Source organism: Pseudolactococcus insecticola, assembly GCF_011170065.1.
In the GTDB taxonomy this organism is placed as follows: Bacteria; Bacillota; Bacilli; order Lactobacillales; family Streptococcaceae; genus Pseudolactococcus; species Pseudolactococcus insecticola.
Map to the genome: position 1 here is coordinate 39,861 of NZ_BLLH01000005.1, position 26,093 is coordinate 65,953.

The window sequence follows — 26,093 nt, forward strand, 5'->3', positions numbered from 1 at the left end:
GTGCTAGTTTAAAAATGAAACGGCTATATCTGATATAATAGACTTAGCTAATGACTGAATCAGATAAGAGAGGAATAAATAATAATGGATATTAAAAAAGTAGCAAATTTTTTATATAAAGATGTAAAAATAAAAACAACTAGCAATAAAATTTTTGTAGGTAGGTTTATTGATTTTGAAGAAGAAGAAGATGTAGATGTCGATATGGTTCTTTTACAAAATAAAGAACTATGGTTCAATGAATTGCAACCAATCCCAGTACCAGACATTCAATCTATCGAGGAGATAAAATAATGGACGTAAAAAAAGTTACACCTTTTAGGCGTAAAAATATTAAAATTTTGATGAAAGACGGCAATGAATATTTAGGCGTTTTTTATGACTATGAGGACGATGAAGATGTAGATGTCGATACGATTCTATTGGAAACTGAAGAACTATGGTTCAATCAGTTAAAACCAATACCAGTACCAGACATCTTATCAATCGAGGAGTGGCCTAGTGTATGACAGCAACTGAAGAAGTTTTGAATGTGATTGATAAAGGTGTCGAATTAACACACCCTCATTTTTCTGATTGGGTATTGGATATTGAAAAAATACTTTTCGAGAAAAATGACGATCTAGAAAAAGAAAATGCTGAATTAAATGACTATCTTCAGACGGAGTTTGTATATTTCGTAGATACTTATGCTGATAAAGATGATGAACAATTCAGAAACGAGATAAAGACTAAACTGGATAAAATAAAATCTATTATTTAAACAAGATAGACGAAGATTTATAAAAAAGAGAGGCAATAAAATGGAATTACGAGATTATCTTGGAAATAAAGTCAAGTTCATGAGATGGTTTAGTCAGTTTTTTGAAATCGGAAGTTAGATCTATCAAGGTAATCGAATATTATGATCAGAATGACAGACAGTCACTTAATCCAAGAAAGGATTATATGAGATGAGTATAGATGAAATAGTGAAATTCAAAAATAAAACTGTAATTGTCAAAACTCCTTTCGGTGACTTTAAGGGTAGATACACAAAAGATTATTTTGATATAGATTATGATTTTGAAGATGTAGTTGATATTCAAGTCATTTAACGCCGTTTGACCCTAGAAAAGAGGTTAAAAGAACATGGAATATAAGGAAATAAAAAAATACGTTCGTAAAAACGTTGAGATTACAACTAAAACTAACGTAATCCGAGGTTTCTATGTTCAATCTGATTTAGATGACAATGAAGAAGGAACTGACTTGATTTGGTATGTTGTCTTAGAAACCCCTAAAACGGATATTACTGGCGAAGTTGAACTGATTCCAATATCAGAAATAAAATCAATTGAGGTAACTGAGTAATGGGTAAAGAATTCACTAAGAAGAAAAAACGATGAATTTGCGAAAATATCTTGGGAAAAACGTAAAAGTAATATTTATTGATGGACAGATTTTACAAGGATATGATGGGAAAGCATTGCCTAGTAAGTTATTGATTGATAATGAGGAAGCGCAAAAAATTGTAGAACAAATGCGGTTGCCTAAAGGATTCGATGGCTTAAGGCCTGTAACTTATGAAGCTGAAGATTATATTGCGATATTCATAGACCCTGAAACTGGAGAAGAAATTAAAACTAAATTTGTAACTGTGTCGTTTAGAAAGACAGGCAGTCACTTAACGCCTAAAAAAACCAAAAAGGATAAAGGATAAACGATAATGGATGTAAAAAAAGTTACGCCTTTTAGGCAAAAAGATATTAAAGTTCTGATGAAAGACGGAACGGTATTTATAGGTTTTTTTGATGACTATGAAGATGATGAAGATGTAGATGTCGATACGATTCTACTGGAAAATGAAGATTTGTGGTTCAATGAATTACAACCAATACCAGTACCAGATATCCAATCAATCGAGGAGATCAAATAATGGACGTGAAAAATGTAAGCAAATTTCTGTATAAATGGGTGAAAATCACAACTGATACAGAAGTTTTCGAAGGATATTTTACAGACTACGCAGACGACTGGGAAGAAAATGATGATGAGGATATTGTTCTTTTAAGAAATGAAGATAAATGATACAACTCACTAAAACCTATCTCTGTATCAGAAATCAAATCAATTGAAGAAAGTAATAAGCAATAATGGACGTTAAAAAAGTCACACCGTTTAGACGGAAAACAATTAAGGTTGTAACTAATAAAAACAAAATATTTGTAGGTAGGTTTATTGACTATGAGGACGATGAAGATGTAGATGTCGATACGATTCTTTTACAAAATAAAGAATTATGGTTCAATGAATTACAATCAATTCCAGTACCAGATATACTATCAATCGAGGTGGTGGAAAATAAAAGGCAAATAAAACGACTAAATTAAAAGAGTTTAATATTGTGACTATGAAAGATGGCACAGTTGGAACGATACTTGAAGTTTTTGATGACAAAGAAATCATGATTGATGTAGAAGTCGGGGAAGATTATGAGCAATTGACAGTTAAAATTAGTGACATCAAATTGATCGAGGAGATAAACTAATGGCAAAAGATGATTACCATTTACCGTATATCAGATTAAAAAAATATCTGTATGATCATCTAAAATCTTGCAATGCAGCAGCAAAAAGAATAGAAAACACGGCTGTGACCTTCACTCAGGATGAAGTTGATGCTATGGTGTCGGAGTCTGTAACAAAGGCGATGTCTGAGCTGAGTTTTATCAGTTGAGCATAAAGCGCTAGAATTCATCAATTAGTACCATTTTTTGATTTCACAATAAAGTTGCAAGTCACCACTTTATCTAAATATGTTATAATAATATCAGGAGATTTAAAGATGACAAATTGGATTACGCGTCTCAATGGCGCAGCAAACAAAGAAAAAACGGCGTCTGGTTTTATTGCCAATCATGATGCGGCGCAGTCCGCTAAGGAAATTGGCTTTTCACAGATCAATTATTTCAGATATAACGGTAAAGAGGAGTCGCCAGATGCTCTAAATGCGCGGCTGGATGGTATTTTGGCGGCAGTTCGGCCTGGTGATACAATCGTTTATCAGTACCCGATGTGGCAGATTGATCTCAAGTTTGAGCAGCGTTTTCTTGCCAAGGTTCGCAGAAAGTCTGGTGCTAAGGTGATTGCGCTAGTTTGGGATATTTTATCTTGGCTGCATGATGATCGTGATCGTGATTATACGCAGGATTGGTCCCTCAAAGCACTCAATGAGTTTGATCTGGTGATTTGTGCCAATCCGAAAATGGCGCAACGCCTCAAGACGCAAGGTGGTGTGACAAAGCCGATTTTGTCATGGGATTTGTCGGATTCTCGGTATGACGGGCCTTTGCGTGAGAAAACTTTCCAGAAAAAACTATTTTTCGTCGGGCGTTTGGACAAGTCTGACTTTTCACAATACAAGGCAAAGACAAAAATGGCGCTGATTGGCGGTATGGGGCCGAAGTCTGAACCCTTGTCAGACGAGGTCTTGCATCAGGAAAATCTGATTTTCCATGGTGAGATGCCAAATGACGAAATTCCATTCATGTTTGACGGTGGTTTTGGCGTGATAAACTATGCGACGGATAACCTTGATAATGCCTTTTTCAAAGGCAATGGGACCTATGGTCAGTATAATAATCCGCTGAAACTCTCGCAATATCTTGCGGGTGGCATTCCTGTTATTGTGGCGTCAAACTCAGCGCATGCGGACTTTGTGAGAGAAAAAAATATCGGCCTGGTCTTGGATGATCTTAACCAGATTGATGCGATTTTGGATGCCATGACAGCTGAGGACTATCAAAAAATGCTGGATGCGCTAAAACCGTATCAAGAAGCAGTTAGCACGGGATTCTTTACCAAACGTGCACTCATGGAAGCGCTCCGGATCACGCAGCTTGGTTTGACGGATAATGTGCTTTGATAAACATGAAAAATCAACAAAAGAACTTCTGACGATATGAGTCGTCAGAAGTTCTTTTGATTAGTCAGCTTGACTCGCAAGTGCTTCGGCAAATGCTTCAAGTTTGATGATGTCGTCTTCTTCGGCGGCAAGGTCAACCTTGACATTTTCGGCACCTTTTTCAGCAGATGTTTTAGCAAATGCTGCGTCAAAATCATCAACAGATTTACAAAACTCATCGTAGAATGTATCGCCAGAACCTACAACACCGTAGATTTTACCTGAGAGATCCAAGTCTTGCAAGTCGTCATAAAAATCAACGATTTCATCAGGAAGTTCACCATCACCATAGGTATAAGTCGCAACGATAGCGATGTCAGCATCCTCAAAGTCAGCAGCATCAACGGTGGTACATTCGTCAATATCAACGTCAAGTCCTAGTGACTCGAGCTTTTCAGCTACGATGTCAGCGATTTCTTCAGTGTTGCCAGTCATACTGGCGTATACGATCTTAGCTAAAGCCATAATTTTCTCCAATTAAATTTTAAGATTAAGAAAATTATACCAAATTTGGCGAGAAAATCAAGTAATGCGCTCTTTTTTTGATATAATAATGAGTATGAGAAGAACTGAGAAATATGTTGTTGCATTTAGAACACATGTCTGGTCTGAGGCGATTGAAAAAATATTTGAAAGTTTGGTCGAAACGATTGATCAAACGCACTGGGAGATTGTCATCTTGGCCGATGAGACGAAAGCGCGGCTCAAGACACCTGAAAATTTTGAAAAGGTCTCACATACGTCTGACCTGTCGCTTTTTGGCCTGCCAGACATTCCTCGTGGTCAGTCGCTTTGGCGTAATGGCGACTATGCCATGCAACCTCTGCAGCACGCGATTGTGGCGCCTGTCTATATCATCCTAGAAAATGATACGCTGGTTCGAGGACCAGAGATTTTTTCACAAATCACGCACTTTTTTGACCAAGGTGGGCAGGTCGTAACGAGTAAGTTTTATCCCGTAAAAAAAAATCACTGGAATGCACGGACTGCGCAAGGTGATGTGCTAAGTCAGCCTTATGCGCAGGCGCATGTCTGGCTTTGGGGTGCAACGCAGCAAATAGCCGATTTGCTTTTGTCAGAGCGTAAGGACATGCTTGAACGTTCTGACGGCTCTGATCATCAGTGGCCGGTAGATGAGATCTTTTTAGGTAGCATGATTCTAAAGCACGACCTCAAAATGCTTGATATTAATACCCTTGAAACGGTTGATACCAGTCGTCTGGACTATCGTCCGGCATATTCGTTGCTTGATCCAGCAATCTGGCAGGGCAATCAGCTGGTGCATCCTGCAGTCACACAGGCAAGCATTTTTAGCAAATACGCCGCTGAGTTTGGCTGGTTTTTAAAGGCAGATAGCTGGCAGTTTGGCTATGGCACGCAGGTTTTTCGCAGTATGATGCTGAGTCATCTGGACAACAGTAATGCAAGTGTCTATAATGCGATCATCAGAAATATTTACGTGGATCATCTGGATGCGATGGCCTTTTCTGAGCTTGCTAGGCAGCATGGGTTGACCTATGACGGTCAGTTGGATCCGAAAAATCTCGCTCTTCATAAGCCTGCTTTGTCAAGCACGTCATTTAGTTATAAAGATGACAATTTCAGCTTTGCTGAAGCGGCAGTCGATGGCAATCTTGACGTTGATAAATATCGTTTTGGTGGCTTTGCGAGTCGTTGGGAAGAAAAGCCGTGGTGGCAGGTCGATCTACTTGAGATGACTGATATTTCTGAGATAAAACTTTATCATCGCGAAGGCTTTTTTGAGCGCACGGTGAATCTTGGGATTGCTATCTCGTCAGACGGTGACAGCTTTGTGACAATTGCTGAGCTGCATGATATTGACTTTGAAAAAATCCCCACCCGACGCAATCAATCAGGCTATGCTTTTGTCAAGTCTGTCGCCATTGGTCCCGTCAGAACACGCTTTGTTAGACTGACGAATCTGGCTGATGAAGTGGTGATTTTTAATCTCAATCAAGTCGAGATTTTTTAAGCAACAAAAATATGTTAGAATAGAGCTAAGTAAAAATAGAATCGAGAAATCATGATTACATTAAAATCACCCCGTGAAATTGAGATGATGCAAGACGCATCAGATGTGCTTGCGGGTATTCATATCGGGCTGCGCGACATTATCAAACCGGGTATTGACATGTGGGAAATCGAGCGTTATGTACGTCAGGTTTGTAAGGAAAAAAATGCCATTCCTTTGCAGATTGGTGTTGACGAGGGAAATGTTGATCCTTATCCTTATGCGACTTGTTGCTGCCTCAATGATGAAGTGGCGCACAGTTTTCCGCGCAAGGGTCACATTCTCAAAAAAGGTGATCTGATCAAGGTTGACATGGTGATTGGCACGGGTGGTGGCATTGATATGTCAAAAGCCAACTTTGACGACGGTATGGCGATGAAGGCGATTGCTGATAGCTTTACTGGTGGCGTTGCAGATTCTTGCTGGGCTTATGCTGTGGGTGAGGTTTCTGACGAGGTCAAGCAGCTCATGGACGTGACCAAAGAATCCCTCTACCGCGGTATTGCACAAGCACAAGTTGGCAATCGAATCGGTGACATTGGCGCAGCCATCCAGGAATATGCCGAAAGTTTTGGCTATGGCGTGGTGCGTGATTTGGTAGGGCACGGTGTTGGTCCGACCATGCACGAGGATCCGCTTGTGCCGCATTATGGCACAAAAGGCAAAGGATTGCGCTTGCGAGAAGGCATGGTGCTTACAATTGAGCCTATGATTAACACGGGTGATTGGGAGATTGACCATCCGAGCAATGAACGAGGCTATACGACGCTTGACGGCAGTCTGTCTTGTCAATATGAGCACCAATTTGTCATCACAAAAGACGGTCCTGTGATTTTGACAAGTCAGGGCGAAGAGGGCACTTATTAAGCGCCTATGAAGACCCTATTTGCAAAGCTCACTTCGTCTAAGCGGCTCAATTATTTTATGACCTTTTATAAATCTGCTGAGATGAACTTGTCGAGCATTGCAGTGGCTTACTATCTTTTGCTGTCACTTTTTCCGTTGCTCATGATTATGGCAAATGTCTTGCCGTTCTTGCATTTAGATACGTCGGTGATTTTAGACTTTTTAGAAAATAATCTGCCTGAACAGCTTTATGAAACGGTAGCTGGGATTGTTGAGAGTATTTTAGCAAAGCCGAGTACGGGCTTGCTTTCCATCTCCGTTCTGACGGGATTTTGGACATTTTCTAAGGCAATGACGAGCCTGCAGATGGCTATGAATAAGGCTTATGAGGTCAGTCATCACAGAGATTTTTTCGTCAGTCAATTTTTTTCAGTGATTGCTAGTTTTGCCATTTTACTGTTTTTGTTTGTGGCTGTTTTGTTATCAACATTTGGGCAAACCGTACTTGATAGGATTTACAAGCACGTCAAGTTTGACTCGCATTTGTACGCCACCTTGCACAATATGACGGTGCCAGCCATTGCGATTACGGTATTTTGTGCCCTTGCATTGCTGTATTTTATCATGCCAAATGTCAAAATCCAAAATATCAAATATGTCTTACCTGGGACAGCATTTTCAACCTTTGTTCTGGTGTTTTTGACTAATATTTTAGGAAAATACATCGGCCGTACGACAGAAAGCCTGCAAGATTTTAAGATTGTCGGTAGTTTGGTGATTTTTGCGCTCATGGTCTGGTTTATTTTTATCGCAAAAGTCCTGATTTTCGGCGCTATTCTAAACGCCGTCTATCTCAAACGCTCGCTAGGTGACATTAAAACACGACGTGGCGAAATTGTCGCAATCATCAAAAATGTGAATAAAAAAGCCAATTAATGCTGCTCATAATCAGCATTAACTGGCTTTTTTCGTAAAAACAAATAACTTCGCAAAGACATAGTTTAAGATGATAATCAGCACCTGTGAGACTAGCGTTACGATCAAGTTAATCTGACTTTTGTTAATCTGGAACAATTGTCCTAAAATCTCAGGATATTTGTCCACAAAACAAAAAGATAAACCAACATCAAGCGCAAATGTTGCAAGGCGTGCTAGCAAAAATTTGACAAAACGTTTGAGACGATCCTGGTTTTCCTGTGGAAAAACCCAGACATCGTTTGCGACAAAGGCAAACAATATCGCGACAACATTTGCAATCACAGCAGACAGGCTGCCATTTTCAAAGATTGCAAAGACAATCAAACGCACCAGCAGATAAATAAGCGTGGTCGTAGCGCCAACAATCAGATAGCGCAGAATTTCTTTTTGTACTTTTTTCAGCTGAAATCGTGTATGTTTCATAAAATCAGTATACCAAAAACGGCAGATTTATGATATACTAATCTTTGTCTGATGCCATTTTGGCGCAGATCCTCAAGACTTACTCACCTTTGCTTGAGCATATTACACTCGCAAAATGCGATAAAGGAGCTTTTTTTTATGTCTAACAAAATCACGATTACTGACATCGTAAAGATTGCCATTGTGGCGGCGCTATATGTTGCTGTGACAATGGCACCAGGGCTTAACGCCATTTCAAGTGGTGCGATTCAGTTTCGTCTATCAGAAATGTTCAACTTTTTGGCTTTTTATAACAAACGTTATATCATAGCTGTTACAATCGGTTGTATGATTTCAAACCTTTTAACCTACGGCATCGTTGATGTTTTCGTAGGCGGTTTGTCTACATTGTTATTTGTCACGCTAGGTGTGCTATTATTTGATCGTTTCAAGGGCAAATACCTGATTCCAGGCGTGTTAAATCTCGGATTTTTCTACTTTTCTATCTTCTTTGCAGTTTCAATGTTCACCATTGCAGCAGAGTTGAAAATCATGTATGACACGCCATTTTTCATCACATGGCTGACAACGGGACTAGGAGAGTTTGTCTCACTGATTATCGGTAGTATTATTATTGACCGACTGTCAAAACTGGTCGACTTTGTTAAGTAAAATAGAGTAAACTCGAATCTCAAAATCTGGACTTACCAGATTTTTTTGTTATAATAAAGCCATGACACTATATGACTACGAAGTAACAACTAACAAGGGCGATTTGATCTCGCTTGCTGACTATAAAGACCAGGTGCTGCTCATCGTAAATACGGCGACGGGCTGTGGTTTTACGCCGCAATACAAAGGACTGCAGGACCTGTATGACACCTATCAGGCGCAGGGCTTTACCATTCTCGATTTTCCATCAAATCAATTTGGCGGTCAAGCACCGGGTACGGCTGAGGAGATTGCAGATTTCTGTGAGATGCGCTATCATACCACTTTTCCGCAGTTTGCTAAGGTCGATGTCAATGGTGAAAACGCCTTGCCATTGTATGATTTTTTGAAATCAGAGCAACACGGTACCCTGACCAACGACATCAAGTGGAATTTCACAAAATTTCTGGTTGACCGAGATGGGAATGTCGTGAAACGCTATGGCTCAGCTAAAAAGCCAGAAAGTATCGCAGCAGATTTAAAAAAATTACTTTAAACGTCTGAAAAGGCGTTTTTATGTTATAATAGAATTAAGAAAACGCTTACATACATTTGAAAACAAAGGAGAATCTCAAATGAACAAAGAACAAATGATCTACAAACTCAAGCAGCTTGGTCATAATCAGGCAAAAATAGCTGAAATTTTCATCGGAAATCAAGAATTTCACCGTGCAGAAATTGCTCAGACTAAGCATATCATGTACGAAAATTTTGCGGAATTATTGGAACACTGGCTAGAAGAATCTGAAATCAGCACAGAAAATGCGTGAAGACAATAAAAAATAGACTTTTAAAAGTCTATTTTTTAATTAGTCTATTTTGTCTTACTGCGGACGTTGAATATCAAACAAGTCTCCAAGTTCAGCATAGGTATTACCTGCGAGGCGGGCAATTGGTTTAAGCTCTTCTGGTTTGACGTAAAATTTCGTTTCGTCAAAGACGTTGTCCGCAAAGGCGAAGTTTGTGACTTCAAGGATCATCAGATTGCTCACGATATAGCCGTTAGATTCGACTGGTACATGTTTAAAGAGTTTCGCCTCAAACTTGATAGGTGCATTTGTGATGCTTGGCACCTTGACCGTTTTTGAAGGCTCAGTTGCGATGTCAAATGTCTGCGTTTCGCTCATTTGGCTTGGTAGGCTTGCTGCCGTCATGTTCATCTGCTCGACATTGTCAGGATTGACAAAATGAATCACAGCTTCGCCATTGTCCAAGATGTTTGCGACAGAATCTTTTTGCCCCATCATGGAAATGCTGACAAGAGGCGGATTACTTGAGACGACGTTGAAAAAGCTAAAGGGTGCAGCATTTACGGTGCCATCAGCTGACTGGGTTGTCACCCAAGCGATAGGACGCGGAATGACACTGCCAGAGAGCAGCTTATAGGCGAGATAAGGATTGACGCGGTTGAGTTCAGCGGTAGTAAAACTTTTCATGAATACCTTCTTCCTAAAAAAACGCCGTCAGATCAGATAGACAGACGACGTTTAAAAAATTATTCAGCTGTTTTGTTGACAGGATTGTGTTCCAAGATGCGTGAGATTGTCCAAAGATCGTTATCATCACGTTTATCATGGGCATCTGACGTATCAAGTGGGCGAAGACGTGCAGCAGTTGCTGCTTTGACAGCTTCATCACCAGGGAAGAGATGTGGTGGCAAGCTAAGATCAAGACCAGCTTCGTCTTTTGTTTCATCAATCCAGAAACCACTTGTAATCAAAGCTTCTTCATAAGAATCGACTTTGCCAGCACCAGATTTTGCCATGTCAAGTGCGCCTACTCCCGGTGTGTCTGTCGCAAGTTCAAACAAAACGCCTTGTGCGACTTGGAAATATTCGCTTGAAAAGTAGAAACGGTCTACTAAACCTGAGTCAGGGAAACGGAAAGATTTGATGCGATCAATCCAATAACGCAAGCTATCAGGATCTTTCACACGAAGTGCCAAATGGTGAATGTTACCAAAACCTTGCCAAGCAACGCCTTCGTTTGGATCATCTTGAATAATCAATGTTGCACCGTTGCCACCTTCAGCAAGTTCATATTGGTGGAAGGCACCGTCATCACCCGTGCGACGGAAGCCAAGGACTTTTTGCAAAACGAGGTCAATGTGTTCAAAGTTTGAGATTTTAACAAAAACTGGGCCAAGACCTACAATACCATGTTCGTCAGGGACATTTGATAATTGCCAAGGTTTACCAGCAGCAACACCGACATTGTTTTGGTCAGAGATGATTTGATATTGTTGCCCGTCGAAATCTTCAAACTCGAAGAATTTTTTACCAAAGCGTTCTGCGACTTCACCATGGATGACTTCGGCGCGGTCAAAACGATCAAGCCAGTAAGTCAGTGATTCGTCAGACGGTACGCGAAATGATGCGCGGTCGATATTGTTAGTACCTTTAGTGCCTTTAGGAATACCTGGGAAGTCAAAGAACGTCATGTCAGTACCCGCATTACCATCTTCGTCTGTAAAGTAAAGGTGGTAAGTTTCATAGTCATCTTGGTTGACTGTGAGTTTTGCAAGACGCAAGCCTAGGATATTTGTGAAAAAGTCATAGATATGTTGCGCGCTTGAGCTGATTGCTGTAACGTGGTGAATTCCGCCAAGTTCAAAGCCTTCTTTAATGTCAAAAGTTGTTTCATTAGCCATTTTTAATCTCCTTGTAAAGTGAGTAGTTGTCATCATTTTTCCTTCGTTTACGTTTGTAAACTTTTGTTATGAGTTCATGATATAACATTTTGGAAAATAGTGCAAGGATTTTGACTCAACGTCTAAAATTCTTGTGATTTAGATAAAAAGGCGTATAATAAACTTAGATATCTACTATAGATAGGAGCTATAATAAGAAATGGTATTTGATAAATTTGCTTACAAGAAAATATTTAACAAAATGTTTTCAAAACCTGTCACGATTACTTTTTGGGATGGTGATACAGTCACATATGGTGAGGGTGCGCCTGTCGCCACAATCAAGTTTAATGAAATGATTCCCATGACAAGCATGATGAAAAATCCGACATTGACGTTGGGTGAAGCTTATATGGACGGCATCGTCGACATTGACGGCAGTTTGCAGGAAGTAATCGTCTCAGCTTACCAGTCAAAAGATAGCTTTTTTAACGGCTCAAAATTTGCCAAGTTTGTGCCCAAGCAAAAACATACAAAAGAAGCGTCGCAAGAAGATGTGCAAAGTCACTATGATATTGGTAATGATTTTTATGAAAAATGGCTTGACCCGACGATGACTTACTCGTGCGCCTACTTTAAGACGGAAGATGATACATTAGAAGAAGCGCAGTACAACAAAGTACGTCATATCTTAAATAAATTGCACGCGAAACGTGGCGAGTCTCTGCTTGATATCGGCTGTGGCTGGGGAACATTGATCATCACAGCGGCAAAAGAGTATGGCCTCAAATCGCGTGGCGTGACACTCTCTCAAGAACAATATGACTTTGTTAGTAAGCGTATCGTTGAAGAAGGTCTTGAAAATCAAGTTGAAGTTTATCTGCGTGATTATAGGGACGTGACGCAAACTTATGACCACATTACGAGCGTTGGGATGTTTGAACACGTAGGTAAGGAAAACTTGTCTGAGTATTTTCAAAATGTCTCAGATCGGCTAAATCCGAACGGTACGGCGCTGATTCATGGCATCACGGGTCAACATATCGGGGCTGGTGTGGATCCGTGGATTAATAAATATATCTTCCCAGGCGGGTATATTCCGCATTTGGCTGAGCTTGTTGAGATTGTTATGGATCTGCCTTTGCAGTTTGATGATATTGAGCCGCTACGCCGTCACTATCAAAAAACGCTTGAAATCTGGACAGATAACTTTCATGCGGTCAAAGCTGATGTCATTGACTCAATGGGTGAGCGTTTTTACCGCATGTGGGACATGTACTTGCAGGCCTGTGCCGCAAGTTTTGAATCAGGTAATATTGACGTCATCCAATTTTTGATGAGTAAAGGACCATCAATGCATGATATGCCTATGACGCGTGCTTATATCTATGAAGCAGATAACGCCAAATAATGCTAGCATAATCGGCAAAATTGAATTTTTCTGAAATTCTGCTAAACTAGAAGTATATGATTAAACAACAATTTTATGTCTTTATGCTGGGTACAGTGTTTTATGCGTGGTTCTTTGCAGATGCGATTTTGTCGGGACATTTGTTCTTGACAGGATTTTGGGGTGTTTTGCTCATAAGAAAACTTATGCTTGCTTATAAGGCTGATCGCTGGTTACGAAAGATTGAAAAAGGATAATAAAAATGGTTCTGACGAGATGTCAGAACCATTTTTTGAGTGAAATTTCACCTGATGACAGGACTTTGACAAGCCCGTCAGAATTGACAATGAGCTCACCATTTTCCGTCAGATCAGTCGCTGTACCGATGATTGTCCGACCGTGTTCTTCAAACTCAACAGTCTTGCCAAGGACAAAAGAATGGGCTTTGTAAATGTCTAAAAAGTCGTCAGAACGGCGCAGCTTTTCAAACTGCGACCAGATCTCAGCGATGAGATCACCGCGCGTGATTGTAGGCGTATCGCTAAAGAGCGAGCCTGCTTTATCACGAAGCTCAATCGGAAATTCTGTGATGTGAAAGTTTAGTCCGACGCCGATGATAATGTAGCCACTCGCCAAGAAACGCTCGACTAAAATGCCACAGATTTTCTTATGATCCAGATAAATATCATTGACCCACTTAATCTGTGGTTTTTTTGTGGTTAAGTTTTCGATGGCGGTGACAATGGCTGCAGCCGTCAGAATCGTGAAGTTTTCTGGCGTATCATCAGCCTTGAGCGCTAGGGACATGTAAATGCCTGAGCCTTTGACGGCAAAGTAAGCTCTACCAAATCGGCCACGTGCCCCAGTTTGTGTGTCAGCAACATAGAGTTTCTTGTCAGATAAGTCAGCCTGGGCATCTTGTTGCGTCGAACTCGAATTTTCAAGATAGGCGACATCAGAAAGCCAAGGGTTATGTGCTAAGATTTGCTGTTTATCAATCATGTTATCAGTTTCCATTCTCAAAATTTTTTAATAAAAATGGCGTGACACTAAATTCGCCATAGCTATATCATATCACGGATTTCATCTTAATTCATGGCAAAAAAATTCAGATAGTGGTAAAATAAAAGTGTTACTTTTCGAAGGTGATTTGAAAGAGATTTCAAGTCGTTTCCTGTAACCAAAAATACCGTAAAAGGTAGGGGAAAAGTTGATACAACTGGCAGGTGTTCTTGGTAAACACACGCCTCTTTGCATGTAGCAGCCCCTAAACTCGTGCGACAGACTCATGTCGCTTAACTATGTTTTAATTTATCATAAGGAGTAGCTATGTCAGAAAAAAATCTTTTTACCAGCGAGAGCGTATCAGAAGGCCATCCAGATAAGATCGCTGATCAAATCTCAGATGCCATTTTGGATGCCATCTTAGCACAGGATCCAGATGCTCACGTGGCAGCAGAAACAGCTGTCTACACAGGTTCTGTCCATGTGTTTGGCGAAATCTCAACAACCGCTTATGTCAATATTGATGCCATTGTCAGACAGACAATCAAGGAAATCGGCTATACAGATGCCCAGTTTGGCTTTGACTATAAAACTGTTGGCGTACATCCGTCAATCGTTGAACAATCACCAGATATTGCACAAGGTGTCAATGAAGCCATCGAAGTTCGCGGCGAAAATGATCAAGATGCGCTCGATTTGATTGGTGCAGGCGACCAAGGAATCATGTTTGGTTTTGCAAGTAAAGAAACACCAGAATACATGCCACTTGCGATTGCTTTGTCTCATCAACTCGTGAAAAAATTGGCTGATTTGCGTAAATCTGGTGAGTTGTCATACTTGCGTCCAGATGCGAAAAGTCAAGTTACCGTTGAATACGATGAAGCCGGTAACGCAAAACGCATTGATGCGGTTGTCATTTCAACGCAACATGCACCAGAAGCAACTAACGAAGAAATTCACGCAGATGTCATCAATAAAGTGATCAAGGCTGTTATTCCAGCCAATCTCTTAGATGACGATACAAAATACTTCATCAATCCAACAGGTCGCTTTGTAATTGGCGGGCCGCAAGGGGACTCTGGCCTGACTGGTCGTAAAATCATCGTTGACACTTACGGTGGCTACGCGCATCACGGTGGTGGCGCCTTCTCTGGTAAGGATGCAACGAAAGTTGACCGTTCAGCAAGTTATGCTGCGCGTTATATCGCTAAAAATATCGTTGCGGCTGGTCTCGCTGAAAAAGCTGAGATTCAGCTGAGCTATGCGATTGGTGTGGCACAGCCGATCTCCATTCACGTGGATACATTTGGCACTGGCAAAATCTCGTCAGAACGCCTGATTACAGCAATCCGTGACAACTTTGACTTGCGTCCAGCAGGCATTATCAAAATGCTTGATCTCAAACGTCCGATTTACCGTCAGACAGCTGCCTATGGTCACTTTGGTCGCACAGACGTCAGCTTGCCATGGGAAAAATTGGATAAAGTAGATGTTTTGAGCGCCCTTTTGTGAAATAAGTCATTTTATGTTATAATAAAATCGTATGTTGATACATATGATTTTTTATTAGGTCAATAGATCTGATAAACTTAGAAAAAATGAGGTAAACAATGATTGGAGCATTAATTGCTGGCATCATCATTGCCTTGTTGATTGGATTAGGAATTGGCTTTGTTTTGCGCAATGCTCAGTTGAAAAGTGCTCAGGCAGATAGCCAGAGTTTGATTGAACATGCAGAAATCAAGGCGAATGACCTCACGAAACAAGCAAAAGTCGAGGCTGACAATCTTAAAAAAGAAGCTGAAAATCTTAAAAAAGAAAAGATTTTAGAGCTAAAAGAAGAAAGCCAAAAACGTCGTGAGTCGATAGAAAATGAATTTGCAGAAACTCGAACTGAGTTAAAAGAAACAGAGAAACGTCTGAAACAACGTGAAGAAATCCTGGATCGCAAGGATGATACATTGACACGCAAAGAACAATCTCTGGATTCAAAAGAAGAAAATCTATCAAACAAAACTAACACGCTCAACAAGCGCGAAGATGCCTTGTCGCAAATTGAATCAGAAAAAGCGGCTGAATTGGCACGTATCGCAAGTCTTAGTCAAGACGAAGCACAAGAAATCGTCCTTGGTCATACTAAGGACACACTTTCAAAAGAGCTGGCACAGATGATTCGTGCTAGCGAAGAAAAAGCGACTGCTGAGGCTGATAAAAAGGCTAAAAGCATTATCACACTAGCTATGCAACGTGTGTCTGGCGACTTTGTCAGTGAGCAGACGGTTAGCGTTGTTGCGCTACCAGATGACAGTATGAAAGGACGGATTATCGGTCGTGAAGGTCGTAATATCCGTACTTTTGAAGCGTTGACAGGGATTGACGTAATTATTGATGATACGCCTGAGGCAGTGATTTTATCAGGGTTTGATCCGATTCGTCGCGAGATTGCCCGCCTGACTTTGGAACAATTGGTTCAGGACGGCAGAATTCATCCAGCTCGCATCGAAGAGCTGGTTGAGAAAAATCGTAAAGATTTAGATCGTCGCATTCGTGAGTATGGTGAGCAGGCTGCCTTTGAGGTTGGTGCGCACACCCTGCATCCGGATCTGATGAAGATTATGGGCCGCTTACATTTTCGGACATCTTATGGGCAAAATGTACTCAACCACTCGATTGAAGTGGCCAATCTGGCAGGTAATTTGGCAGGTGAGATGGGTGAAAATGTGACCTTGGCTAAACGTGCTGGATTCCTGCACGATATTGGTAAGGCGCTGGACCATGAGATTGAAGGCAGTCACGTTGAAATCGGGACAGAACTTGCTAAGAAATACAAGGAAAATCCTGTTGTGATTAACGCAATCGCAAGTCACCACGGTGATACAGAGCCGACAAATAACATCTCAATCCTGGTTGCAGCAGCAGATGCTCTTTCAGCTGCCCGTCCAGGTGCGCGTCGTGAATCTATCGAAAATTACATCAAACGCCTGCAAAACTTGGAAGAAATATCAAATAGTTTTGATGGCGTTGAGACATCATTTGCCTTGCAAGCTGGTCGCGAGATTCGTGTTATGGTCAATCCAAGTGCCTTGTCTGACGACAAGATGACGGTACTTGCTCACGACATCAAAGAAAAGATTGAAAACGACATGGACTATCCAGGTAATATCAAAGTCACAGTCATCCGTGAAACACGTGCGGTCGATTATGCCAAATAATGTGCTAGTTTCTATAATTAGCTCAGAGAGAAAACGCTAATTTCGGGTACCCTCCTGAAGTTAGTGTTTTCTTCTTTTTATCGTAAAACGGAGGTGAAATATACCTTTTCAAATGGTTGATTTTATGGTAAAATAGGATAACAACTAAACTAGAAAGAGTGTGAGCATGCCAGAGCGTGGGTTATTGATTGTTTTTTCTGGACCTTCTGGGGTCGGTAAAGGAACGGTAAGGGCTGCTATTTTTGAGTCAAGCCAGCACCAATTTGAATATTCTGTGTCAATGACGACACGAGCACAACGTCCTGGTGAAGTGGATGGAAAAGATTATTTTTTCAGCACGCGTGAGGATTTTGAGGCAAAAATCAAGGCTGGTCAGATGTTAGAGTATGCCGAATATGTCGGTAACTACTACGGCACACCACTTGAATATGTCAACAAAACATTGGACGAAGGAAAAGACGTTTTTCTTGAAATCGAAGTTCAGGGTGCTTTACAGGTCAAGGAAAAAGTGCCTGATGGTGTCTTTATTTTCCTGACGCCACCTGATCTGGATGAATTGCGTGATCGTCTGAGTGGTCGTGGTACAGATAGCTTAGAAGTCATCAACGAACGCATGGCAAAGGCGCGTGAAGAGATTAAACTCATGAGTGAGTACGATTATGCGGTGGTCAATGATGAGGTGCCACTTGCTGTTGAACGTGTCAAAAAAATCGTAGAAGCTGAGCATTTTCGTGTGGACCGAGTGATTGGTCGCTATCATGCCATGCTTGAAACTGCAACACAAACTGTTAAATAAAAGAGGTAAGAAATTATGATGTTAAAACCGTCTATCGACGTGCTACTTGATAAAGTCGATTCAAAATACTCACTTGTTGTCCTTGAAGCAAAACGTGCCCATGAATTACGTGATGGTGAGTTTGCAACAAAAGACTTTTCATCTGTCAAACCGACGCTTCAAGCTTTGGAAGAATTGGCAGAAGGTACAGTAAGTATTCACCCAGCACCTGCAGCAAAACGGACGGCACTACACGAAAAACGTGAGTTAGAGCGTCTGCGCAAAATCGAAGAAGAACGCCGCATCAAAGAGCAAATCGCAAAAGAACAAGCTGAAGAAGAGGCTAAGCAAAGTAAAGGTAAAGAAAAGCCAGCTGAAGACGTTGCGCAAACGATTGCCGAAACTGATGAAGCTCTCGAAGTTACTGAACCTGTGACTGAAATTGAAGCTGAAGCTGAGTAACACACTAAATTGCTTCGGCGGTTTTTTATTTTAAAACTAAAAAGGAGTCGTATGAAAATCGCAAAAATCATTGTAGATGTGCCTAGCATGCAGACAGACAAACCTTTTTCGTATGTGGTACCTGAGGCGCTTGAAACTCTGGTTGCTATTGGTATGCGGGTTCATGTGCCATTTGGCCGTGGTAATCGTTTGATGCAAGGCTTTATTGTGGGCTTTGAGTCGCAGGAGCTGGTTGAAAATCAAGGAAATCGTCTGCAAGACTTGAAAGTCATTGCAGAAGTTCTAGATTTTGAGCCAGTTTTGAATGCTGAGCAGCTGGCTTTGGCAGATAAAATGCGGGAAACCGTTTTTGCCTATAAAATTTCAATCTTGAAAGCCATGTTGCCAAATCTGCTGAATTCATCCTATGACAAGGTTCTGACGGCGCTTGACCCACAGGTAGCAAGTGATTATTTTGAAAATGCAGATGAGATTCATTTTTCAAGTCTAGATGAAGTCATGCAAGCAACCATGATGAAGTTGCAGCGTGAAGGCAAGGTGTCAGTACGCTATGTGGCGCAGTCAAAAGAAACCATCAAGACTAAAAAAGTCGTGAGTTTGACTAATCACGCTCAGTTATTAGCGTTAACAATCTCAGCACGTGCTAAAAAAAAGCTTGCCATGCAAACTTTTCTCCAGCATGAGCCTGAAGGAAAAGTCTGGGACAATACGGAGCTAGTCGCTCTATTTTCACGAGATGTGGTCAAGTTTTTCATCGGAAATGGCGTGCTGACACTGTCTGACGTTGAGGTCTCAAGGTCGCAAGACTACTTTGAAAATATCGAGACTGACACACAAAAAACGCTTAATGCTGAGCAAAAAGCGGCCTATGAAGCTATCATCACCTCGCAAGACAAGCCGTTTTTACTGGAAGGCGTGACGGGATCAGGCAAGACCGAGGTCTATCTGCAGGTCATTGCCCATGTAATTGATGCAGGAAAGACAGCCATCATGCTAGTGCCAGAAATCTCTCTGACCCCCATGATGACGAGCCGTTTTATCGCCCGTTTCGGGGAAAATGTCGCCATCATGCACTCGGGTCTATCTGACGGTGAAAAATATGACGAATGGCGCAAAATTGCAGCAGGGAAAGCCAAAGTCGTTGTTGGCGCACGTTCGGCGATTTTTGTACCGCTTGCCAATATCGGGGCCATCATCATCGATGAAGAACATGAAACGAGCTATAAGCAAGATAGCAACCCGCGTTATCATGCGCGCGACATTGCGCTGTTACGGGCGCAGTATCATGGTGCGGCGCTTGTTTTGGGATCTGCGACACCAAGTCTTGAAACGCGTGCACGTGCACAACAAGGTGTTTATCAGCTCTTACGCTTGACACAGCGTGCCAATCAAGCTGCACAGATACCCGAAGTACGCCTACTTGACATGAGAAAACATCTCAATGATAAGTCAGCGTCATTTTCACAAGTTATGCTAGATAAAATCGCTGAAAAAGTCAGCAAAAAAGAGCAAGTCGTCCTCATGCTCAATCGGCGGGGCTATTCGTCATTTATCATGTGTAGGGACTGCGGTTTTGTACCAGAGTGTCCCAACTGCGACATCTCTCTGACCTTGCACATGGACACCAAAACGCTCAACTGCCATTATTGCGGACATACGCAAGGGATTCCCTATACCTGCCCAAACTGTCAGAGCAACAAAATTCGCTACTATGGTAGCGGTACGCAAAAGGTAGAAGAAGAGCTGCAGGAGCTCATGCCTGAGGCGCGTATTTTGCGGATGGACGTTGACACGACCAAGAAAAAAGGGGCACATGAGCGAATACTTTCGAGTTTTGGGGCTGGACAAGCAGATATATTACTTGGCACGCAGATGATTGCAAAGGGACTAGATTTTCCAAATGTCACTTTGGTTGGTGTTATCAATGCGGATACGGCGCTGAATTTACCTGATTTTCGTGCGTCAGAACGAACTTTTCAGCTTCTGACGCAGGTGGCAGGTCGCGCAGGTCGTGCCGAAAAATCTGGTGAGGTTCTGATTCAGACCTTTAATCCGGATCATTATGCGATAAAACTTGCGCAGACGCATGACTATGAACAGTTTTATCAGACTGAAATGGCTTTTCGCCGTAAGCTTGCCTATCCGCCTTATTATTTTACGGTTCAGCTGGTCATTTCCCACAAAAATGAGGAGATTACGGTCAAAAAATCTTATGAGATTTTGAGTTTGTTACAGGCACATCTGACGGACAAAGCCCGTGTTTTGGGGCCAATCGCAAAGCCAATCGCAAGGACGCACAATCTTTATCACTATCAGCTGCTTATCAAATATCGCTTTGAGGACCACTTGGCAGATGCCTTAAATGACGTACTGGACTTGACACAATTGCGTGAAAACAAGGAGCTTCGAGTGATGATTGACTCAGAACCGCAGAATTTTATGTGACTTTTTGAGGTGGTTGTCCTCAAATTGAACGATTTGAAATCAAGTTTGCGGACTTGATTTTTTGGTTATATTGCATATTTTGTAAAAAAATTGTAAAAATTGCATATCATTGTGATAATGATATGATTTACAGGACAAATTCGGAAAAATATTGTATACTTAATGAAAGAAGTGTAGTTGTTTTCAGAAAAAGGGAAAGTTATGAAAAAGAAAAAAGCAAAAAAATTTTTAGCTGTATTGTCAACTTTGCTAGTGGTTAGTTGGGAGCTTGGTGTGAGTCGGGTCCATGCAGATGACACGGCTACACCTGTCACACAGCAGTTAAATATCATGCTCTTGCAGCTAAATGCTGATAAAAACTACCAATACTTGACAGGGATAGTACCGTTTGGTTCTGACGTTTGGAATAGCATCGTAGTACCGATGTTTACTGACACACCAGGCTTGCAAGATTCAGGGACGATTGGTGATTTCATTACTGGTCTTCCTGGTACAAGTGGGTCCCGGATTGGAAGTATTTCTGGCACGATGCCCGGTTATTACATTGCGATTATCGGGATTCAAGATAATGGTGATGGCGTGCAGGCAGCTATCAGCCCAGATCGGACGCAGTTTCAGGCAGTTGTCAATGCTTTTGGAAATGATGCGAGTACAAGCTCAGGCTTGATACTGTTACTTGCCCCAGGCACGCAACAGCAAATTATTAATATTCATAATATTGATGGGACAACGACGACTGGCAGTCAATACACAGTGACTGATGCTGGATTTGACGCGATTGACTTATCTGGTTTTCAAATTTCTGGCTATACGATGCTTGTTGATGGGGTGCCTGGTAACGTGCTAGCAGCTGAGATGGCTGATAAAACCAACAATGGCTCTGGTGCTGACAGTGTGCCTCAAGTCCATAATGTGACTTACCAGCCGCATACGCAGGCTGCGACAGTAACATTTTTAGATGAGACCACAGGCCAAGTCTTAGGGACAATAGATACGACTGGTAATAGTGATAGTGCTGTTTTAACATCAGATATTTCTGACCAGTTGCAGACCTATTTGACGAGTGGTTATAGTATATCTGAAAATCAAGTGGCTGATGCTTCTTATGATCATGATGATGATAAGAATCAAGCTTTCACGATTGGTTTAAAGCATGATACAACTACTGCTGAGGACACGGTAGATGCGTCTTACACGGTAGATTATGTGGTGGCAGATGGGGACGCGTCTGCGCCTGATGCTGTCACGACGACTGCAACTATAGCTTATCACTATGCGATTGATCTCGTGACGCAGACGGTTATACCGGCAGATGCCGATATGAGTTTATATAATGGTGCGGCGGCACCGACTTATACGTCTGACAATGCAGATGTGGCAGTAGATTCTGAGACTGGTATGATTAGCTTTAAGATAGTAAACTCACCAGAACTCAGTGGTTACACAGCTGATAAATCAGAATCGGATCAAAACGTCACAACGGTTTCAACGCCAAATGTCGGGACAACAGTGACCTATACCAAAGACACTGAAACAACTACCACACCCTCTGAGCCATCAAATGATACTGTATCGCAAGAGCCTGAAACAACAGCATCAAGTTCAGATGAACAAGGCGAACAGGCAACTTCAGATCCAGATCCTGAGAAACCCAGTGAATCGGTGACAGAACCAGATGCTTCTGAGCCTGCGTCAGAAGTAACAACGACGGCCCAACCAGATGAATCGGTTACAAATCCAGAGCAAGTGACCGAAAAATCAGAATCTGAACAAGAAAAAGTACCGGACACAACGACGGATCAGCCTATCGATGAACAGGCTTCAACAACGACAAGTCCGGAACTAGCAGAATCTTTGGAACCGGCAGTAGAACAAACCTCCGCTGAACCTGAGAAAAGTATGTCAAGTGAAGACCCAAATGGTGTAGTGCCAAGTTCAGAATTCTCTGAATCTGAAAAATCAACAGCAGAAGCATCAAGCACACAAGCGCCAAGTTCAGAACTTGCAGAATCAACAACTGAAGTAGCGCCAAATCCAGAAACTTCAACAACACCGACGTCAGATGCCACTGCCACTGAACCTGAAAAATCAACAGCAGCAGAATCAAGTACACAAGCGCCAAGTTCAGAACTTGCAGAACCAGCAACTGAATTAGCACCAAATCCAGAAACTTCAACAACACCGACGTCAGATGCCACTGCCACTGAACCTGAAAAATCAACAGCAGAAGCACCAAGTACACAAGTGCCAAGTTTAGAACTTGCAGAACCAGCAACTGAAGTAGCACCAAATCCAGAAACCTCAACAACACTGACGTCAGCTGTCACTGCCACTGAACCTGAAAAATCAACAGCAGAAGCACCAAGTACACAGGCGCCAAGTTCAGAACTTTCAGAATCAACAACTGAAGTAGCACCAAATCCAGAAACCTCAACAACACTGACGTCAGCTGTCACTGCCACTGAACCTGAAAAATCAACAGCAGAAGAATCAAGTACACAGGCGCCAAGTTCAGAACTTTCAGAATCAACAACTGAAGTAGCACCAAATCCAGGAACATCAACAACACCAACGTCAGATGCCACTGCCACTGAACCTGAAAAATCAACAGCAGAAGCACCAAGTGCACAAGTGCCAAGTTCAGAGCTTGCAGAATCAACAACTGAAGCAGCACCAAATCCAGAAACCACGAAATCTACTTCGAAACCAGAATCACAGTCAGTATCATCATCTTCAGAAAAACTTGCTGAAACAAGTTCAGCATCGGTCTCAAAATCAGAGGATGTAGATTTTACTAATGGCTCGGCATTCGTTAGCCAACAAGTAGCTTCACAAAAAGATTTGTCGTCTGTCAAGTTGACACCGACTTATGACATTAACCCCAGGGCAACAACTTACTCAGACTCAAAAAGTAACACAAATAAACTAGCACCGGATCAACAAAGCAACCTCCCAGCAACAGGGGAAGAAATTGAGAACGAAACATTATTTTCAGGTGTTCTTACTTTGCTATCACTGTCTCTAGGCTACGTTATCAGACGAAAACGTCAAGCATAAGTAAAATGATTGTCTCAAAAACTGGTAAGCAACCATATTGCTTACCAGTTTTTACATGAAAAATTCACTATTAAAAAAACCGCCAATCAAGGCGGTTTTTCTATATTTGAAATAAGGAGTAATTAAATCAAGTTGGCAATTATTCGCCGAAGTCGTAAAGGAAAGTAGAGAGGTAGCGTTCGCCGTTATCTGGTGCGAGTGCTAATACTTTTTTACCTTTGCCGAGTTTTTTAGCGACTTCTTTTGCTGCGTAGACTGCAGCACCACCTGAAACGCCGAGTAGGAAGCCTTCCTGACCGCCGATAGCGCGACCAGTTGCGATGGCATTTTCAGAAGAAACGCGCAAGATTTCATCATAAGATTTTGTGTCAAGCGTGCCTGGGACGAAACCAGCAGAGATGCCTTGGATTTTGTGTGGGCCAGGTTTTTCACCAGACAAAACAGCAGATTCGTCAGCTTCGACGACGACGATGTCAATGTTTGGATTGGCTTTTTTAAGGACGTGTGATACACCAGAGATCGTACCACCAGTACCAGCACCGGCTACAAAGGCATCAAGACCATTTTCGCCAAAGGCAGCTATGATTTCAGGACCCGTTGTTTCTTCGTGAATGCGTGGGTTAGCCGGATTTTCAAACTGAAGAGGCAAGAAGTAGCCGTTTTCTTCAGCGAGTTCTTTTGCTTTGGCAATGGCAGCCCCCATGCCGCCAGCAGCTGGTGTCAAAACAAGTTCAGCACCGTAAGCTTGGATGAGGCGACGACGTTCGATTGAGAAAGTTTCAGGTAGGACGATGACGACTTTGTAACCAAGTGCAGCGCCAACAAAAGCAAGACCAATTCCCGTATTACCAGAAGTAGGTTCAACGATTGTCCCACCAGGTTTGAGTGAACCATCAGCTTCAGCCGCACGGATCATGTTGAGTGCGATACGGTCTTTGACTGAGCCACCAGGGTTGAAGGCTTCAAGCTTGACGTAGACGTCTGCTGAATCCGCATCAACGTTGCGAAGTTTGACGATAGGTGTTGCGCCGATAAGATCTGTAATGTTTTCGTAAATTTTTGACATGTAGCTGTCCTCCAAAATAGTTAGTAAATAGTTTATAATATAAGTATAGCGCCGAACAGGTAGTGCGGTGTTATCAAATCATGAAATCGGGTATTAAAAAAATTTATGAAGATTAAACATATCACGCCGATGGGCTATTGTTATGGTGTTATTGATGCGATGGTTATCGCAAAAAATGTGGCGAAGAGCCCAGATTTGCCACGGCCTATCTACATTTTGGGCATGATCGTGCATAACCATCATGTCACCGAAAGTTTTGAAAAAATCGGCGTTAAGACTATTGATGGTGAAAATCGTTTGGCGATTTTAGAGCAGATTGACCATGGGACTGTGATTTTTACGGCGCATGGGATTTCTGATGCGGTCAGAACGCGAGCCACTCAAAAAGGTCTGACGGTAGTCGATGCGTCGTGTCCAGATGTCTTGATCACGCATGAAATCGTCAAAAAAAGATTGGCGGATGGTTATGAGATTATCTATATCGGGAAAAAAGGTCATCCAGAGCCTGAAGGCGTCGTGGGCATTGATCCAGAGCGGATTCATTTATTAACAAAAGTTTCTGACGTTGCTGATTTATCGCTTTCTGGTAAGATTTTCATGACCAATCAGACGACCATGAGCATGTGGGATGTGGCAGATATCATGGCTACTGTCAGAAGCAAATTTCCACAGGTGATTGAGCATAGTGACATTTGCCAAGCGACAAATGAGCGCCAGATTGCTGTGGCTGAGCAAGCTGTTGGCTGTGATCTGACAATCGTCGTGGGAGATCCTCGCTCTAACAACACCAACCGACTAGCTGAGGTCTCGCGCGATCAAGCTCGTGTGCCAGCGCATCGTGTGGCAGATGTGTCAGAGATTGACCCTGCCTGGCTGACAGCGATGTCTGATGATGCTGTGATTGCTGTCACAGCAGGTGCGTCAACGCCAACAGCGATTGTTCGCGAGGTGATGGATTATTTGACGTATTTTGATGGGAATAGCGCTGCACGTGCGACGAGTCAAGTGACTTATGAGGAAATCATTCCACGTGGAGCTGCGCGTGATCTGACGAAAAAACGTGAACGGCGTTTGGACGTTCTGCGCAAACAGGCGTTTGAAAACTGACTTAATATCATAAAAAAACGTTTCTTGATTG

32 protein-coding genes, 1 pseudogene and 1 riboswitch are annotated in these 26,093 nt (G+C 42.0%); of the genes and pseudogenes, 27 read left to right on the forward strand and 6 right to left on the reverse strand.

Annotation, left to right across the window (positions count from 1 at the left end; genetic code table 11):
- Positions 1 to 84: 84 nt before the first annotated feature.
- From Hs20B_RS05685 to Hs20B_RS05740, 12 genes are all read left to right on the forward strand, one after another.
- Positions 85 to 294 carry a hypothetical protein gene (locus Hs20B_RS05685; protein WP_172356473.1) on the forward strand — a complete coding sequence of 70 codons (210 nt, stop codon included), beginning with the start codon at positions 85 to 87 and terminating at the stop codon, positions 292 to 294.
- Positions 294 to 509 (forward strand): hypothetical protein, encoded by a 216-nt coding sequence (locus Hs20B_RS05690; protein ID WP_172356475.1) that lies wholly within the window; start codon positions 294 to 296, stop codon positions 507 to 509. Before Hs20B_RS05685 ends, Hs20B_RS05690 begins: the two co-directional genes overlap by 1 nt.
- Positions 506 to 763, forward strand: a complete 258-nt coding sequence (locus Hs20B_RS05695) for a hypothetical protein (protein WP_172356477.1) — start codon at positions 506 to 508, stop codon at positions 761 to 763. Before Hs20B_RS05690 ends, Hs20B_RS05695 begins: the two co-directional genes overlap by 4 nt.
- A 190-nt stretch (positions 764 to 953) precedes the next feature.
- Positions 954 to 1,097 (forward strand): hypothetical protein, encoded by a 144-nt coding sequence (locus Hs20B_RS05700; RefSeq protein ID WP_172356479.1) that lies wholly within the window; start codon positions 954 to 956, stop codon positions 1,095 to 1,097.
- A 34-nt stretch (positions 1,098 to 1,131) separates the two neighbouring features.
- Entirely contained in the window at positions 1,132 to 1,353 is a 222-nt protein-coding gene (locus tag Hs20B_RS05705) for a hypothetical protein (RefSeq protein WP_172356481.1), read from the forward strand.
- A gap of 31 nt (positions 1,354 to 1,384) precedes the next feature.
- Positions 1,385 to 1,702 carry a polymorphic toxin type 50 domain-containing protein gene (locus tag Hs20B_RS05710; protein ID WP_172356483.1) on the forward strand — a complete coding sequence of 106 codons (318 nt, stop codon included), beginning with the start codon at positions 1,385 to 1,387 and terminating at the stop codon, positions 1,700 to 1,702.
- A 6-nt stretch (positions 1,703 to 1,708) separates the two neighbouring features.
- Positions 1,709 to 1,918 carry a hypothetical protein gene (locus Hs20B_RS05715; RefSeq protein ID WP_172356485.1) on the forward strand — a complete coding sequence of 70 codons (210 nt, stop codon included), beginning with the start codon at positions 1,709 to 1,711 and terminating at the stop codon, positions 1,916 to 1,918.
- A complete protein-coding gene (locus Hs20B_RS05720; RefSeq protein ID WP_172356487.1) occupies positions 1,918 to 2,070 on the forward strand; it encodes a hypothetical protein in 153 nt (50 codons plus the stop codon). Before Hs20B_RS05715 ends, Hs20B_RS05720 begins: the two co-directional genes overlap by 1 nt.
- Before the next feature lie 65 nt (positions 2,071 to 2,135).
- Complete coding sequence (locus tag Hs20B_RS05725) at positions 2,136 to 2,372, forward strand: hypothetical protein (RefSeq protein WP_172356489.1); 237 nt, start codon at positions 2,136 to 2,138, stop codon at positions 2,370 to 2,372.
- A gap of 14 nt (positions 2,373 to 2,386) precedes the next feature.
- Positions 2,387 to 2,530, forward strand: a complete 144-nt coding sequence (locus Hs20B_RS05730; protein WP_172356491.1) for a hypothetical protein — start codon at positions 2,387 to 2,389, stop codon at positions 2,528 to 2,530.
- Complete coding sequence (locus Hs20B_RS05735) at positions 2,530 to 2,718, forward strand: hypothetical protein (protein ID WP_172356493.1); 189 nt, start codon at positions 2,530 to 2,532, stop codon at positions 2,716 to 2,718. Before Hs20B_RS05730 ends, Hs20B_RS05735 begins: the two co-directional genes overlap by 1 nt.
- A 108-nt stretch (positions 2,719 to 2,826) precedes the next feature.
- Positions 2,827 to 3,906, forward strand: a complete 1,080-nt coding sequence (locus Hs20B_RS05740) for a glycosyltransferase (RefSeq protein ID WP_172356495.1) — start codon at positions 2,827 to 2,829, stop codon at positions 3,904 to 3,906.
- A gap of 60 nt (positions 3,907 to 3,966) precedes the next feature.
- Here the strand turns inward: Hs20B_RS05740 and Hs20B_RS05745 are convergent, their stop codons facing one another.
- Positions 3,967 to 4,410, reverse strand: a complete 444-nt coding sequence (locus tag Hs20B_RS05745) for a flavodoxin (RefSeq protein ID WP_172356497.1) — start codon at positions 4,408 to 4,410, stop codon at positions 3,967 to 3,969.
- Positions 4,411 to 4,504: 94 nt separating this feature from the next.
- On the opposite strand from Hs20B_RS05745, the gene Hs20B_RS05750 reads away from it, so the two are divergent.
- Genes Hs20B_RS05750 through Hs20B_RS05760 form a run of 3 tightly spaced genes read left to right on the forward strand, consistent with a single transcriptional unit; the run spans position 4,505 to position 7,759 of the window.
- The gene (locus tag Hs20B_RS05750; protein ID WP_172356499.1) at positions 4,505 to 5,938 is read left to right on the forward strand and encodes a discoidin domain-containing protein; all 1,434 of its coding nucleotides are present in this window, start codon (positions 4,505 to 4,507) and stop codon (positions 5,936 to 5,938) included.
- Positions 5,939 to 5,989: 51 nt separating this feature from the next.
- Complete coding sequence (locus Hs20B_RS05755; protein ID WP_172356501.1) at positions 5,990 to 6,844, forward strand: methionyl aminopeptidase; 855 nt, start codon at positions 5,990 to 5,992, stop codon at positions 6,842 to 6,844.
- A 57-nt stretch (positions 6,845 to 6,901) separates the two neighbouring features.
- Entirely contained in the window at positions 6,902 to 7,759 is an 858-nt protein-coding gene (locus Hs20B_RS05760) for a YihY/virulence factor BrkB family protein (RefSeq protein WP_228407503.1), read from the forward strand.
- An 18-nt stretch (positions 7,760 to 7,777) separates the two neighbouring features.
- Here Hs20B_RS05760 and Hs20B_RS05765 read toward each other — a convergent pair whose 3' ends face one another.
- Positions 7,778 to 8,224, reverse strand: a complete 447-nt coding sequence (locus Hs20B_RS05765; protein WP_172356505.1) for a GtrA family protein — start codon at positions 8,222 to 8,224, stop codon at positions 7,778 to 7,780.
- 28 nt (positions 8,225 to 8,252) lie between these two features.
- Positions 8,253 to 8,361, forward strand: a riboswitch (PreQ1 riboswitch).
- Position 8,362: 1 nt separating this feature from the next.
- Between Hs20B_RS05765 and Hs20B_RS05770 the strand changes: the two genes are divergently transcribed.
- From Hs20B_RS05770 to Hs20B_RS05780, 3 genes are all read left to right on the forward strand, one after another.
- On the forward strand, positions 8,363 to 8,875 hold the full coding sequence (locus tag Hs20B_RS05770; RefSeq protein ID WP_172356507.1) for a QueT transporter family protein: 513 nt from the start codon (positions 8,363 to 8,365) through the stop codon (positions 8,873 to 8,875).
- 61 nt (positions 8,876 to 8,936) lie between these two features.
- Positions 8,937 to 9,410: a glutathione peroxidase gene (locus Hs20B_RS05775; protein ID WP_172356509.1), complete on the forward strand. Its 474-nt coding sequence runs from the start codon at positions 8,937 to 8,939 to the stop codon at positions 9,408 to 9,410.
- Positions 9,411 to 9,489: 79 nt separating this feature from the next.
- Positions 9,490 to 9,684: a hypothetical protein gene (locus tag Hs20B_RS05780; RefSeq protein ID WP_172356511.1), complete on the forward strand. Its 195-nt coding sequence runs from the start codon at positions 9,490 to 9,492 to the stop codon at positions 9,682 to 9,684.
- Positions 9,685 to 9,738: 54 nt separating this feature from the next.
- Here the strand turns inward: Hs20B_RS05780 and Hs20B_RS05785 are convergent, their stop codons facing one another.
- The gene (locus Hs20B_RS05785) at positions 9,739 to 10,350 is read right to left on the reverse strand and encodes a flavin reductase family protein (protein WP_172356513.1); all 612 of its coding nucleotides are present in this window, start codon (positions 10,348 to 10,350) and stop codon (positions 9,739 to 9,741) included.
- A 59-nt stretch (positions 10,351 to 10,409) separates the two neighbouring features.
- Complete coding sequence (locus Hs20B_RS05790; protein ID WP_172356515.1) at positions 10,410 to 11,564, reverse strand: VOC family protein; 1,155 nt, start codon at positions 11,562 to 11,564, stop codon at positions 10,410 to 10,412.
- Between the two features lie 199 nt (positions 11,565 to 11,763).
- Here Hs20B_RS05790 and Hs20B_RS05795 point away from each other — a divergent pair, with 199 nt between their 5' ends.
- Both Hs20B_RS05795 and Hs20B_RS05800 read left to right on the forward strand, forming a co-directional pair.
- On the forward strand, positions 11,764 to 12,954 hold the full coding sequence (locus tag Hs20B_RS05795; RefSeq protein WP_172356517.1) for an SAM-dependent methyltransferase: 1,191 nt from the start codon (positions 11,764 to 11,766) through the stop codon (positions 12,952 to 12,954).
- Positions 12,955 to 13,010: 56 nt separating this feature from the next.
- Complete coding sequence (locus tag Hs20B_RS05800; protein ID WP_172356519.1) at positions 13,011 to 13,190, forward strand: DUF3272 family protein; 180 nt, start codon at positions 13,011 to 13,013, stop codon at positions 13,188 to 13,190.
- Between the two features lie 22 nt (positions 13,191 to 13,212).
- On the opposite strand, the gene Hs20B_RS05805 is transcribed toward Hs20B_RS05800, so the two are convergent.
- Positions 13,213 to 13,950, reverse strand: coding sequence for a biotin--[acetyl-CoA-carboxylase] ligase (locus Hs20B_RS05805; protein WP_228407505.1), 738 nt, complete (start codon positions 13,948 to 13,950; stop codon positions 13,213 to 13,215).
- A 312-nt stretch (positions 13,951 to 14,262) separates the two neighbouring features.
- On the opposite strand from Hs20B_RS05805, the gene metK reads away from it, so the two are divergent.
- The 6 genes and pseudogenes from metK to Hs20B_RS05835 all read left to right on the forward strand — a co-directional run bounded on the left by metK (position 14,263) and on the right by Hs20B_RS05835 (position 23,889).
- Positions 14,263 to 15,450, forward strand: coding sequence for a methionine adenosyltransferase (metK, locus tag Hs20B_RS05810; protein ID WP_172356521.1), 1,188 nt, complete (start codon positions 14,263 to 14,265; stop codon positions 15,448 to 15,450).
- 98 nt (positions 15,451 to 15,548) lie between these two features.
- Positions 15,549 to 17,150: a ribonuclease Y gene (gene rny / locus Hs20B_RS05815; RefSeq protein ID WP_172356523.1), complete on the forward strand. Its 1,602-nt coding sequence runs from the start codon at positions 15,549 to 15,551 to the stop codon at positions 17,148 to 17,150.
- 166 nt (positions 17,151 to 17,316) lie between these two features.
- Entirely contained in the window at positions 17,317 to 17,946 is a 630-nt protein-coding gene (gene gmk / locus Hs20B_RS05820; protein WP_172356525.1) for a guanylate kinase, read from the forward strand.
- Between the two features lie 15 nt (positions 17,947 to 17,961).
- Positions 17,962 to 18,273: pseudogene (rpoZ, locus tag Hs20B_RS05825) on the forward strand (DNA-directed RNA polymerase subunit omega); the annotation flags it as partial.
- A 165-nt stretch (positions 18,274 to 18,438) separates the two neighbouring features.
- Positions 18,439 to 20,832, forward strand: a complete 2,394-nt coding sequence (locus tag Hs20B_RS05830) for a primosomal protein N' (protein WP_172356529.1) — start codon at positions 18,439 to 18,441, stop codon at positions 20,830 to 20,832.
- 201 nt (positions 20,833 to 21,033) lie between these two features.
- The gene (locus Hs20B_RS05835) at positions 21,034 to 23,889 is read left to right on the forward strand and encodes a mucin-binding protein (RefSeq protein ID WP_172356595.1); all 2,856 of its coding nucleotides are present in this window, start codon (positions 21,034 to 21,036) and stop codon (positions 23,887 to 23,889) included.
- Positions 23,890 to 24,028: 139 nt separating this feature from the next.
- On the opposite strand, the gene cysK is transcribed toward Hs20B_RS05835, so the two are convergent.
- Positions 24,029 to 24,955, reverse strand: coding sequence for a cysteine synthase A (gene cysK / locus Hs20B_RS05840; protein WP_172356531.1), 927 nt, complete (start codon positions 24,953 to 24,955; stop codon positions 24,029 to 24,031).
- Positions 24,956 to 25,060: 105 nt separating this feature from the next.
- Between cysK and Hs20B_RS05845 the strand changes: the two genes are divergently transcribed.
- Positions 25,061 to 26,062 (forward strand): 4-hydroxy-3-methylbut-2-enyl diphosphate reductase, encoded by a 1,002-nt coding sequence (locus Hs20B_RS05845; RefSeq protein WP_172356533.1) that lies wholly within the window; start codon positions 25,061 to 25,063, stop codon positions 26,060 to 26,062.
- Positions 26,063 to 26,093: the final 31 nt, after the last annotated feature.

Excerpts from the sequence above, each read along its gene's own strand:
- Hs20B_RS05685 (WP_172356473.1), top strand. The coding sequence starts at position 85 with ATGGATATTAAAAAAGTAGCAAATTTTTTATATAAAGATGTAAAAATA.
- Hs20B_RS05690 (WP_172356475.1), top strand. The coding sequence starts at position 294 with ATGGACGTAAAAAAAGTTACACCTTTTAGGCGTAAAAATATTAAAATT.
- Hs20B_RS05695 (WP_172356477.1), top strand. The coding sequence starts at position 506 with ATGACAGCAACTGAAGAAGTTTTGAATGTGATTGATAAAGGTGTCGAA.
- Hs20B_RS05700 (WP_172356479.1), top strand. The coding sequence starts at position 954 with ATGAGTATAGATGAAATAGTGAAATTCAAAAATAAAACTGTAATTGTC.
- Hs20B_RS05705 (WP_172356481.1), top strand. The coding sequence starts at position 1,132 with ATGGAATATAAGGAAATAAAAAAATACGTTCGTAAAAACGTTGAGATT.
- Hs20B_RS05710 (WP_172356483.1), top strand. The coding sequence starts at position 1,385 with ATGAATTTGCGAAAATATCTTGGGAAAAACGTAAAAGTAATATTTATT.
- Hs20B_RS05715 (WP_172356485.1), top strand. The coding sequence starts at position 1,709 with ATGGATGTAAAAAAAGTTACGCCTTTTAGGCAAAAAGATATTAAAGTT.
- Hs20B_RS05720 (WP_172356487.1), top strand. The coding sequence starts at position 1,918 with ATGGACGTGAAAAATGTAAGCAAATTTCTGTATAAATGGGTGAAAATC.
- Hs20B_RS05725 (WP_172356489.1), top strand. The coding sequence starts at position 2,136 with ATGGACGTTAAAAAAGTCACACCGTTTAGACGGAAAACAATTAAGGTT.
- Hs20B_RS05735 (WP_172356493.1), top strand. The coding sequence starts at position 2,530 with ATGGCAAAAGATGATTACCATTTACCGTATATCAGATTAAAAAAATAT.
- Hs20B_RS05740 (WP_172356495.1), top strand. The coding sequence starts at position 2,827 with ATGACAAATTGGATTACGCGTCTCAATGGCGCAGCAAACAAAGAAAAA.
- Hs20B_RS05745 (WP_172356497.1), bottom strand. The coding sequence starts at position 4,410 with ATGGCTTTAGCTAAGATCGTATACGCCAGTATGACTGGCAACACTGAA.
- Hs20B_RS05750 (WP_172356499.1), top strand. The coding sequence starts at position 4,505 with ATGAGAAGAACTGAGAAATATGTTGTTGCATTTAGAACACATGTCTGG.
- Hs20B_RS05755 (WP_172356501.1), top strand. The coding sequence starts at position 5,990 with ATGATTACATTAAAATCACCCCGTGAAATTGAGATGATGCAAGACGCA.
- Hs20B_RS05760 (WP_228407503.1), top strand. The coding sequence starts at position 6,902 with ATGACCTTTTATAAATCTGCTGAGATGAACTTGTCGAGCATTGCAGTG.
- Hs20B_RS05765 (WP_172356505.1), bottom strand. The coding sequence starts at position 8,224 with ATGAAACATACACGATTTCAGCTGAAAAAAGTACAAAAAGAAATTCTG.
- Hs20B_RS05770 (WP_172356507.1), top strand. The coding sequence starts at position 8,363 with ATGTCTAACAAAATCACGATTACTGACATCGTAAAGATTGCCATTGTG.
- Hs20B_RS05775 (WP_172356509.1), top strand. The coding sequence starts at position 8,937 with ATGACACTATATGACTACGAAGTAACAACTAACAAGGGCGATTTGATC.
- Hs20B_RS05780 (WP_172356511.1), top strand. The coding sequence starts at position 9,490 with ATGAACAAAGAACAAATGATCTACAAACTCAAGCAGCTTGGTCATAAT.
- Hs20B_RS05785 (WP_172356513.1), bottom strand. The coding sequence starts at position 10,350 with ATGAAAAGTTTTACTACCGCTGAACTCAACCGCGTCAATCCTTATCTC.
- Hs20B_RS05790 (WP_172356515.1), bottom strand. The coding sequence starts at position 11,564 with ATGGCTAATGAAACAACTTTTGACATTAAAGAAGGCTTTGAACTTGGC.
- Hs20B_RS05795 (WP_172356517.1), top strand. The coding sequence starts at position 11,764 with ATGGTATTTGATAAATTTGCTTACAAGAAAATATTTAACAAAATGTTT.
- Hs20B_RS05800 (WP_172356519.1), top strand. The coding sequence starts at position 13,011 with ATGATTAAACAACAATTTTATGTCTTTATGCTGGGTACAGTGTTTTAT.
- Hs20B_RS05805 (WP_228407505.1), bottom strand. The coding sequence starts at position 13,950 with ATGGAAACTGATAACATGATTGATAAACAGCAAATCTTAGCACATAAC.
- metK (WP_172356521.1), top strand. The coding sequence starts at position 14,263 with ATGTCAGAAAAAAATCTTTTTACCAGCGAGAGCGTATCAGAAGGCCAT.
- rny (WP_172356523.1), top strand. The coding sequence starts at position 15,549 with ATGATTGGAGCATTAATTGCTGGCATCATCATTGCCTTGTTGATTGGA.
- gmk (WP_172356525.1), top strand. The coding sequence starts at position 17,317 with ATGCCAGAGCGTGGGTTATTGATTGTTTTTTCTGGACCTTCTGGGGTC.
- Hs20B_RS05830 (WP_172356529.1), top strand. The coding sequence starts at position 18,439 with ATGAAAATCGCAAAAATCATTGTAGATGTGCCTAGCATGCAGACAGAC.
- Hs20B_RS05835 (WP_172356595.1), top strand. The coding sequence starts at position 21,034 with ATGAAAAAGAAAAAAGCAAAAAAATTTTTAGCTGTATTGTCAACTTTG.
- cysK (WP_172356531.1), bottom strand. The coding sequence starts at position 24,955 with ATGTCAAAAATTTACGAAAACATTACAGATCTTATCGGCGCAACACCT.
- Hs20B_RS05845 (WP_172356533.1), top strand. The coding sequence starts at position 25,061 with ATGAAGATTAAACATATCACGCCGATGGGCTATTGTTATGGTGTTATT.